At 70.9% G+C, this 9232-nt stretch carries 3 protein-coding genes; 2 read left to right on the top strand and 1 reads right to left on the bottom strand.

The features are described from left to right. Positions 1–4058 (bottom strand): malectin domain-containing carbohydrate-binding protein (locus B378_RS0101415; protein ID WP_017342043.1); only part of this gene is annotated, 4058 nt, incomplete at its 3' end. 702 nt (positions 4059–4760) lie between these two features. Between B378_RS0101415 and B378_RS0101410 the strand changes: the two genes are divergently transcribed. Both B378_RS0101410 and B378_RS0101405 read left to right on the top strand, forming a co-directional pair. After that, positions 4761–7202 carry a type II/IV secretion system ATPase subunit gene (locus B378_RS0101410; RefSeq protein ID WP_026046117.1) on the top strand — a complete coding sequence of 814 codons (2442 nt, stop codon included), beginning with the start codon at positions 4761–4763 and terminating at the stop codon, positions 7200–7202. Next, entirely contained in the window at positions 7199–9211 is a 2013-nt protein-coding gene (locus tag B378_RS0101405; protein WP_017342041.1) for a type II secretion system F family protein, read from the top strand. Before B378_RS0101410 ends, B378_RS0101405 begins: the two co-directional genes overlap by 4 nt. Positions 9212–9232: the final 21 nt, after the last annotated feature.

Below are 9232 nucleotides of genomic sequence, written 5' to 3'. Positions count from 1 at the left end.
TCGCCGTCGAAGTCCCACTCGTAGCTCGCGATCGAGCCGTCGTCGCTGGACCCGGACGCGTCGAAGCTCACCTGCTGACCCGCTTCCGGAGCGTCGGGAGAGACGGTGAACGACGCGGTCGGCGGGCCGTTGGCGTCGCCGACCGGGGTCACCGTCGCCCAGTAGTTGATGAGCTGTTGGATCTCGGAGTCACCGATCGTCTCGCCGCCGGTGTCGGGGACCTCGCTGTCGGTCGCCCACCAGTTGATCGCCTGCTGGATCTCCGCGTCCTCGATCAGCGAGTCGTCTTCGCCGCCCGTCGCGACCGCTTCCGCGACGGTCATCGTGTCGTCGGCCGGCGGCTCGTCTGCGACCGGCTGAACCGTGACGTTCACCTCGTCGGTGTCGCTGTCCTGCCCGTCGGAGACGCTCAGCTGGAATCCGATCATCGATTCGGTGTCGACCTTGGGCGCGGTGAACGTCGCCGTCTCACCGTCGCTCTGGCTCAGACCGGCGTCCGGACCCGCGGTCTGGGTCCACGTGTAGCCGAGCTGATCGCCGTTCGGGTCGTCGGATCCGGACCCGTCGAGCGTGACCTCCTGGCCCTCGTCGACCGTCTGGTCGGCGCCCGCGTCGGCGACGGGCGGCTCGTTCTCGGGCGGGGTCACGTAGTCGACACCGATGTCAGTCCACGTCGCGTCGAAGGTCGAGCCCGCGCCGTTCGACGTCGAGATGACGCCCACAGCGAGCCCGGTTCCGTCGGACGTGTCGAGCCAAGAAGCCGGGATCGCGGCCGTCCCGACATCGGTCGTCTCGCCGTCGACTTCGTACTCGGCGGTGAGGGCGACCTCGTCCTCGCCGTTGTCCGGCAGCGGATCGGTCGTCGGATCGACCGTCAGCCGAAGCGTCGTGTCAGCGCCGGTGACGTTGGCGTCGCTCACGACGTCCGGCGAGGTCTGGTGGGTGAACGAGTCGCCCTCCTCCTGCGCGAACTCGACGCCGCCGTTGCCGCCGTCGGCCACGACAGCGAGCTTCGCGTAGTCGGACTGGTCGCCGGTGCCGACGTAGATCCCGGCGGACTGGTAGTTCTCGGGGTTCGCCGGGAAGGAGGCGACCGTCGACTCGACCGTGAACGGCTCCGTCGGCGGGTCGACCCCGAACTGGAACGCGTACTGCTGCGTGTTCGTGTCCGCGTAGGCGTCGCCCTGAGGGACGTCCTCGACCGTCAGGACCTCTGCCGCGCCGCCGACCGTCATCTGCGTCGGGTCGTAGAGCGCCTGGTAGTCTGTACCGTTCGTCATCACCCCGGTCCAGCCCTGCCCGTTCTCGCCGAACAGGCTCAGTTCCGAGAGGTCGTGCTGGACGGGGAGCGTCGTGTCGAGCCCGTTGTTCGGATCGACCGCGAACGGGTCCTCCGTGTCGTTGAGCCCGTCGTTGTCGTCGTCGGGGTCGTTTAGGTTCGACGTGCCGTCGCCGTCGAAGTCCGCCGGCGTCGACGCAGAGGAACACGGATCGGTGCCCGCGTCGATCTCGTCGGCGTTGTCGTAGCCGTCGCCGTCCTCGTCGAGGGCGGGGTCGTCGGCGCCGGTACACGTGGCGCCTCCCCCGCCGTCGCCGGCCTCGGTCCCGTAGTCGACCGGTTCGAGCACGGTGACGCCGTTTCCGCCGATGTCGGCCGTCCAAATCGTCCCGGCGAACTCGTCGTCGTCGCCCTGGGCGGTGATGCCGAGCGGACCGGCGGTGTTCGCGATCGTCTCGACGCTCTTGACGGTCGACCCGTCCTCGGTCAGTTCCACGCGCTCGACGTCGCCGCCGAGCTCGACCTGTAGGAGGTCGCCGTCCATGGCGCCCCCGAAGTTTGAGGCGGTGTACTGCGCCGTCCCGCCGGTCGGGCCGAACAGGACCTTGTCGCCGTCCTCGAACTCCATCGTGTTCGCACTCCCGGCCGGAGCGCCCGGATCGGGCGACCCGCTCGTCGGCGGGACGTAGTCCGCCTCCTGGGGATCGACCATGCTCGCCGGGACCGGGGAGTTCGACGCGTTGATGTCGAACACCATCTCCCCGTTCGAGTCGTAGATGTCCGCGCCGGTCGGGTTCGCCCGGACGGGCGCGGGATGGCCGCCGTAGTCGCCCTCGTCGACCTTCACGAGCTGGTCAGATGTCGTGTAGCTCCCGTCCTCGTTGGGGTGGTTCGTCACCGCCGCGGCGTCGGCGGTGGTGTCGCCGTTCGCGTCCGCGGGCTGGCCGCCCCAGCCGCCGTTCGGACCGTGGTCCGCGGCGTACACCTGACCGCTCTCCGCGACGACCAAGTCGTACGGATTGCGGTAGCCGGCCGAGTAGATCTGGACCGGCCCTCCCTCGATGAGCTTCGCCTGGTTGATCCCGTCGTTCCCGCCGAACGGCAGGTCGTCACCGTCCGTCGAGTCGTCGTTCTGGATCGTCGGGATCCCGTAGTAGAAGTCGAGGGTCGGATAGTCGTCGTCGTAGTCGTTGAGGTTCTTCGGCTGGTGTTCGTCCGCGATCTGCGCGAGGTCGATCTCGAGGATCGCAGCCGAAAGCGCGTACTCGGGCGTGTGCCCGAAGTTGTTGCTCGGCGCGCCCTTGTTCGTGTGGCCACCCACCGCGAGGTAGAGCGTCTCCTCGTCGGCGGAGAGGTCCATCCCGTTGGGGGAGTGGTTCTCCTCGGAGCGCGGCAGTCCGAGCACCAGCACCTCGTGGTCGACCTCGCTCTGCTGGAGCGTCCCGTCGCTCCCCGGCGAGATCGTCAGTCGGGAGATCGCGCCGGAGTTCGTGTCCTTGGTGTCGTCGTCATCGCCGACATCGATCTGTGCGTCGCTCGAGGAGACGTAGATAACCGGTTCAGCGGCGGTACCGCCGGCTGTGATTCCGGTTATTTGCCGTTTAGTCCGGTTCACGTCGTGGTTCCCGAAGTCGTCGTGGTTCGGGATGTCTTTGATCGCGTCGATCTGGACCTCGTTGACGACCTCGTAGCTGTTCTCGCCGGTCCGGGTGACGTCGAGCGCGTACACCGTACCGCCCTGCGTCGAGACGTAGGCGCGACCGCCCGGGCCGAAGTCGATGGCCGTCGGGTTGCCGGCGCTAAAGCCCTCGAGCGTGCTTTTCTGGAAGCTCGGGTCGGCCGCACTCGCCCCCTCGCCGGAGAGGTCGACCGAGAGCGGCGAGTTGCTTCCCGAGTGCTCGATATCGAGCGTCGCGGACGATTCCTGCGCGGCCGTCGGCGCGAACGTCACCGGGACATCCGCGGACTCGCCGGGCGAGAGCGTCGTCTTCGACGCCGTGCCCGCTGAGAACGCGCCGTCGCCGGAGGCGGAGACGCTGTCGATCGTGATGTTGGCGTCGCCGTCGCCGCCGAGGTTCGTCAGCGTGACCGACTCCGTCTCGGAGTCGTCGACGAGCACGTCGCCGAAGTCGACCTGCGACGGTCCCTCGAGCGTGTTCGGCTCGGGCGCGGACTCGACGATCTCGATGGCGGAGATCTTCGCGTTGTCTTCGACAGTCGAGAGGTCGATGTCGATCTGACCGTCCGCCGGCGTCACCGCGAACGACTTCATCACGCCCGTCGCGGGGCCGACGTCGGCGTAGATGTCGTAGCCGTCCAGGACCGTTTCGTCCTCCACGGCGACGTCGAAGACCCGGTCCCCCGTTCCGCCGCCGGGATTCCCGGCGTCGACGCCGTGGAATATCTCGGCGAAGTACAGCCGGACCTCGTACGTCTGGCCGCTCTGGACGTTCTCCGAGAAGGTCCACTGCTGGTCGCCGTACAGCTCGGACTGGAACATCGACGTCGGGGTCGACGCCGGGACGCTCGCGTCCGTCGAGACGCTCACTGTATCTGCGTAGGTGTCCCCTCCGGAGACGTACGTCCCGTCGCTGGCGGCCCACTCGGGACCGCCGTCGGTCGCGGCGACGGGCGAGTCGCCCGCATTCACGCGGTGAACGACGTCGCCGGGGGCCGCGGCGGCCCCCCCGGAGATCGCGGCCGTCCCCGCGATCATCGACGTCACCATTACCACCGCGAACAGTACCGCGAACACCTGTTCCCTGCCCGCGCGGGTCATCCTCGCGGGCCTCCCGTCCGATTGATAGTGTTTGTTGCCATAGATGTGTTACCGCTTCTGACCCCCGTGGAAACGCACTCCCGCCGATGGGCCGAGAGTCGCTACAGCAGGACGTTCATTAAGTAAAAACAGAATAACCAGAATGAGCACCAGTTGGGGGCTCCTAACAGACACTTCAGATCGGTCCGTTCTATTCGCCTGTAAATCCGGAAAACGTCGGTTTAGGCCCTGTTATCTCTTTGTGGGCGAATCCGCTGAGCCATCCGATATCGCGTGTTTGGGTTTTACATTCACATAATCAACATATTATTCTTCGGACAGAATCCCACAATATTCCGTACACATCCGGCCGCGTAGTCGGTAGAAACCTTTCAGGGACATCCTGAGAGATGGTAAGTGACCCGTACCGATCCGACTGCGACGAAGGCCGACCGAGGAGGGGTCGGACCCTCTCCCACGTCCGCTTCGTGACACACGGACGGTGACGACCGGGATCGGAGGAGAGGCGGCCAGAGTACGGGCTCGATCGACCGGCGGCTCCGTCGTCCAACGTTTTTCGAAGTTGAAACTACACATCAGATATGATATAAATTCTTAAATCGGGGAGGCGGTCACCCGCGAACGACCGACGATACCGATGTGGACGCTACGACCGATACCCGCGGCGCCGACGAGGGCGCCGCCCCTGCGAGGAGCCGAACCGTGACCGACGGCGCGACCCTCCGGATCGTCGACGAGCCCGACGACGACCCGGGCGGCGCGGTCCCCGCGCCGGTGCCACCGGGCGACCCCGAGGCGTGGTACGCGCCGGACGTCCGGGCGCAGTACGAGGCGGCGCCGGGCGTGGTGGCGACCGTCCGCGAGCGCGACGGCGGGCGGTTCGGCTACGACGTCCGCGAGCCGCCGCTGTCGCCCGCCGACGAGGACGCGCTCGACCGCGTCCGCGACCGCTTCTCCGCGGTGCGGCACCGCCGCCCGCTCACCCGGGTCGGCGTCGTCGAGCGCGCCGAGCGGGGGTTCGAGCCGAAGTACGCGACGGCGATCGACCGGCTGGTCGACGCGACCGCGGCCGCCCGGCGTCGGATCGACTACCACGCGCTGCGGGAGTTCCGGCTGCTCGGCGAGCTCACCCCGGTCGCCCTCGACGACCGGATCGAGGTCGCGGACGTGGGCGACGACCGCGAGCTGGTGGTCCACACCGAGACGTTCGCGCCGCTGGAGACCGGGATCGACGCCGACGCCGACTACGTCGAGCGCGTGGCCGCCGAGCGGCTCGCGCAGTACGCCGTCGAGTTCGCCGGCATCGCGGTCGAGGTGGTCGTCTACCGCGAGCGGCTGCTCGGCTCCGACGCGTTCGAGACGAAGTACGCCGTGCTGGAGCCGGACCTCCTCCCGGGCGACGAGGAACTCATCGAGGAGTGTAAATCACGGATCTGGGAGACGACCGTGAGCGACGTGATCGAGGACCGCGAGTCGTTCGTCGCCGCCCGCGCCCGGCGGTTCCTCTCGCGGCGGCTCACCGCGCGCAACACCCGCGCGTGGCTCGACGCCGCGCTCCACCGGGCCCGGGCCGCGCTGGCGGACCGCGGGCTCGCCGCGCCCCCGGTCGATTCGCGGTTCGCCCGCGACCGCCTCGACGACCTCGCGTACTACGTCCTTCGCGACTTCGTCGGCGAGGGAATCTTGACGATCCCGATCCGCGATCCACACTTAGAGGACGTGGAGGCGAACCGCGTCGGCGAGCGCGTGAAGGTCGTCCCGCGCGCCTCGGTGCTTTCGGGGGCGGCGGGCGAAACGAGCGAGGCGGGCAATGGCGGCGCGCCGGCGGGCAACGGCGGCGCGCCGGCGGGCGACGGCGACGCCCCTGAGGCCGGCGAGCGCGTCCCGACGAATCTCGCGTTCGAAGAGGAGACGACGTTCGTCGACGTCGTCACGGGGATCGCCGCCCGCGACGGCACGGAGCTGAACGCCTCGACGCCCTCCGCGAAGGTGAACCTCGAACTCGACGGGGTACCCCAGACGATCCGCTGTGCGGTGGCGCTGCCCGTCATCTCCGAGGGCGGCCCGCACGTCTCGATCCGGAAGCAGCGCGCGGACGCGCTCACGCCGGTCGACCTGATCGAGCGCGGCACGCTGTCGGTCGAACTGGTCACGCTCTTGTGGCTGTTGTACGAACACCGCGGCGTCGTCCTCTTCGCGGGCCCGACCGGCGTCGGGAAGACGACGCTCCTCAACGCCCACGCGCCGTTCATCCCCTTCGACGCTCGCCCGGTCTCCGTCGACGAGGGGTCCCGCGAGGTCCGGCTCCCCCACGAGACGGGCGTCTCGCTCACCACCCGCGATCACGAGGACGCCTACAAGTCCGTGGGGATGGCGGAGCTGATGACTGAAGCCAACTACCTCAACCCCGACGTGGAGGTGATCGCCGAGATCAACACCCCCGAGAGCTTCGAGACCTTCGCGGAGAGCCTGAGTACGGGTCACGGCGTGATCGGCACGACGCACGCGGAGGACGTCGAGGCCCTCGCCAACCGCCTGCGCGAGCGGGACCTGCCCGCCCGGCTGCTCCGCGAGGTCGACCTCGTGGTCTTCCCCCGGCAGGTCGACGGCGAGCGGTACGTCTCCCGGGCGATCGAACCGCTCTCCGAGGCCGCGTACGACGGCCTCGACCCGGAGGCGAAACGGAGCCCGACCGGCGACCCGAAGCGCGGCGGCGCGGGCGTCGTCGAGGCCGGCGGCGAGTCGGTCCGCTACAACACGGTCGCGTGGCGCGACGGCGACGGGACGTTCCGGTTCCCCGGCGCGCCGGGCGGCGACGCGGACGAGGGGGTTTCGAGGGCGGGCGCGGCCGGGGCGGACGACGCGCCGGGCGACGGTCGCGGCGCCGGCCCGCGGTTCCGCGTCTTCGACCGGATCGCGAACCGGACCGACCGCGACCGCGAGGCGGTCGCCGCCGAGTTCGCGTCGAAGCGGCGGTACGTGGAGTACCTCGTGCGCGACGGCGTCGACGACCCCGACGAGCTGTTCGAGTTCCTCGCCGACCTGCGCACCGACGAGGCGGCGACCGTCGAGCGCGCCGCACGGACGATGGACCGCGACGGCGACGGGGACCGGGAGGACTCGTCCGAACGGGGGCGGCCGTGAGCCGGGGAGGGACGACCGGCACGGTCGCCGGGAACCGTGACACTGAGAACAGATCCGCGGACGACGCGCTCGGGGCGGGCGGCCGGCTGGCGGTCCTCGACCGCGTCTGCTACGCGCTGTTCGCGCGCCACGCGAGCGACCGGCGGCACGACGCCGACCGAAAGCGGTACCGCGGCACCGCGCTCGACACCGGCTTCGAGACGTACCTCGCGCGGGCGTACGGCCTCTCGTGGGTCGTCGCGGCCGCGGTCTTCCTCCCCGCGCTGATCGTCGCCGCGGGCGCCGCCCCCGCGGTCGCGGCCGCGGTCGAGGCGCGGTTCGGCGCTGCGCTGCTCTCCGCCGGGTCGACCGCGGCGCCCGCGCCGACGCCGGACTCCGTGGGGCCGCTCCGGACGGCCCACGCCGCGCTGCTCGTCGCGGTCGCGGTCGCGCTCCTCGCGAAGCGCGCGACCGTGGCGGCCGCCGGCCTCGGCCTCCGCTGGGTCGCCGCGACGCGGCGGACGGACATCGAGCGCACGCTCCCGGGGGCAGTGCGGTACCTCGACCTGCTCTCCTCGGGGAGCGACGGGCCGCGGGCGATGCTCCGCAAGGCGGCCGACGGCGACGCGTACGGCGCCACCGCCACCTCGCTGCGGAAGGCGCTCAACGCCGCCCGGCTCGCCGGGAGCCTGGACGAGGGGCTGCGACGCGTGGCGCGGGACACGCCCTCGCGGGAACTGCTCGCACCCTTCCTCCTGAAGTTCCGGAAGCGCGCCGCGGCCGGCGACGAGGCGCTCTCGGAGTTCCTCGCGACCGAGCGCCGCATGCTCTCGCACCGGCAGGACCGCGCCCGGAAGCGGGCCCGGCGGTTCCTCGAACTGCTCACGGAGCTGTTCGTCGCCGTGCTGGTGTTGCCGGCGCTGCTCGTCATCGGCGCGACCGCGCTGTCGGTCGTGATCCCCGAGCTGCTCCCGCCGGTCGAGACGCCGGTCGGCGTGGTGCCGACGCGGGCGGTGGTGCTGTACGGCGCCGTCGCGTTCCTCGTCGCGTTCGGGCTCGCGGCCGCGGTCGCGGTCGGCACGCTCCGCCCGCCGAGCCAGCGCGCGAGCTACGAGCTGCCGGCGGGCCCGCGAGCGGTCCTCGCGACCGCCGGGCGCAACCCCGCGAGCACGGCGGTCGCCGCCGCGGGGCCGGCCGTCGCGCTCGCGGCGTGGCTCGCGCTCGCGGGCTACACCCTCGTCAACGTCGTTCTCGTCGGCTACGCCGCCTTCGCGGTGCCGGTGGGGCTGGTCGCAGCGCGGCGCACCCGGATCGACGACGCGAAGGACCGCGAACTGGCCGACTTCGTCCACGCCGTCTCGGGCCACGTCGCGCAGGGGCGCCCGCTCGAAGCGGCGGTGGCGGCGGTCGCGCGCGACGCCGACCTCGGCGTCCTCGACGACGACGTGGCCGACCTCGCGTTCGCGCTGCGGTCGACGACGGCGCCCGAGGGAGCGGCCGGGGATGGGTCCGGCTCCGCGGCGGAATCGGGCGCGGTCGACGTCCGCGCGGTCGCCATCGAGCGGTTCGTCGACCGGGTCGACACCCCGCTGGCGGCGCGGACGCTCGGGCTCGTCACGGGCGCGCTCGACGCCGGGAGCGACGCCGACGCCGTCTTCGAGACGCTCCGGATCGAGGTCGGGCGGCTGTACAGCGAGCAGCGCGCGCTCCGCTCGTCGATGCAGCCGTACATCGCGGTCGGCTGGGCCGCGGCGGTCCTCGTCGCCGGCGTCGTCGCGGTCGTGAACACGCAGGTGGTCGACGCCGCGCGGCTCGCCGAGATCGCGGCCGCGTCGGACGCGGTGACGGAGCCGGAGGGCGTGTATCCGGAACTGGAGCGCTTCCGGCTGTACGTCGTCACGCAGGCGACCGTGCTGGCGTCCGGGTGGTTCGCCGGCACGGCGGCGCGGGGGCGGTACGCCGCGCTGCTCCACTCGGGCGCGCTGGTCGCGTGCTGTTACGTGGTGTTCACCGTGGGCGGGCTGGTCTGAGGCCGCTCGGAGGCCGAGCGA

Source organism: Halorubrum sp. T3, from assembly GCF_000296615.1.
Lineage (GTDB): Archaea > Halobacteriota > Halobacteria > Halobacteriales > Haloferacaceae > Halorubrum > Halorubrum ruber.
Note: the sequence above shows the minus strand (reverse complement) of the source record. Positions and strands in the feature narration are given on the sequence as shown.